The sequence below is a fragment of the Synechococcus sp. H55.11 genome (genome assembly GCF_047462475.1).
In the GTDB taxonomy this organism is placed as follows: Bacteria; Cyanobacteriota; Cyanobacteriia; order Thermostichales; family Thermostichaceae; genus Thermostichus.
This window is the reverse complement of the sequence record NZ_JANSJI010000160.1, coordinates 1-1,289: the sequence shown is the minus strand read 5'-3', so window position 1 is coordinate 1,289 and position 1,289 is coordinate 1. Positions and strand designations below refer to the sequence as shown.

The window sequence follows — 1,289 nt, the reverse complement described above, 5'->3', positions numbered from 1 at the left end:
TGAACATGCCCAAGACGATGAGCGCCTCCGGCCAGCTCCAACCCCCCAGGCGGTGCCCCTGCTGATAGAACAGTGAAAGCCCAAACAGAGCTGACCCCAGGCCACCCACGCTGCTGAGGCTGGCAAAGAAGAAATTGGCGCGGTACTCCATTTCTGCCGCTACAGAAGTGCTCCAAAACAGCCACAGCACCCGCAAGTAGCACAGCATTCGTTCTCTCTCCAATCTCAGTTAAAGAATCTCTAACCCGATAAAGCCTGGGGATTCCAAAACGCGGTAGAACTGGCTGCCTTTATGCCGAATTTGCCGCCCTCACCGCCAACTGCCTCTGCGATCACTCTGGCCTTAGCCATGCCCTTTTGGCAGAACAAAGCCCTCAGCAATGGCCCTATCCCAAAGGAAGAACTCCTCCCAATTCCGCCCGCCTCTATACAGACTAGCGTTTTCCTATCTCCGACGGTCGCGCTCGCTTTATCCCCCATCATTCCCGTAGCTTGGCGGAGCCGCCGGATCCCCGGTTTCCCTACGTGTTAACCACGGGCAGGCTATACGGCCATTGGCACACCTAAACCCGCACCGGCAGAATTGAAAAAATTAGGCAAATGCACCCCCAGTCTTTTATCGAGATCCATCCTCACGATGCTGAAAAGCTGGGCATCCAAGCTGGCGATTGGGTTCAAGTGCGTTCTGCCCGGGGACAGGCCTATTTCCCAGCTTAAGTAACTGCCAACATTGCCGCCGGAACTGTATTTGTGCTCATGCAGTGGGGATCCCTTTGGGCAGAACAAGCCGAGTGCAACGTCCTTACCCACGACATCAGTTGTCCAGACTCAGGCCAGCCGGAACTGAAAGCCTGCGCTGTTGCTCTCCAAAAGGCCAACCCACCGGCCAGGAAGTGCTCTCAACTCCAGAGTTTGTATCCTCGCGGAGATGCCCATGGTTCTGTTTCAATTTGAGCAAGATTTTGCCGATTCTTTGCGATGCATTCCCATGAGCTGAAGAAGTGCAAGAGATTTCCATTGACCCGCAGCCGGAACGGCAAAACCCAGATCAGATCTCGATGTCCGTTCAACAGAAAGCTCAAGACATAGGGATCCAGCTCACTCCCGATTTCTGGAGAAGCTTACAAGATATCCAGAGATTTGCCTTAGTAAAATTAAGCCGATCCCATCACGAAAACAAAAACTTCTTGCCTGCTCTGCAAGAGTTTGGCCTGGAGCTGCCAGTGAGCAGATAGTTAAGCTCAGTTGTTTGAATGCACTTAGGCGAGACGATTCTCCAGTGCTTTGGG

At 53.2% G+C, this 1,289-nt stretch carries 2 protein-coding genes and 1 pseudogene; 2 read left to right on the top strand and 1 reads right to left on the bottom strand.

What is annotated here, in order from left to right; translation table 11 throughout:
- On the bottom strand, positions 1 to 208 hold a 208-nt coding region (locus NW853_RS06915), incomplete at its 3' end, for an ABC-2 family transporter protein (protein ID WP_414348551.1).
- A gap of 371 nt (positions 209 to 579) precedes the next feature.
- On the opposite strand from NW853_RS06915, the pseudogene NW853_RS06910 reads away from it, so the two are divergent.
- Positions 580 to 954: pseudogene (locus tag NW853_RS06910) on the top strand (molybdopterin dinucleotide binding domain-containing protein); the annotation flags it as partial.
- A gap of 47 nt (positions 955 to 1,001) precedes the next feature.
- Entirely contained in the window at positions 1,002 to 1,235 is a 234-nt protein-coding gene (locus NW853_RS06905; protein ID WP_414348548.1) for a nitrate reductase associated protein, read from the top strand.
- The last annotated feature ends 54 nt before the right edge of the window (positions 1,236 to 1,289 follow it).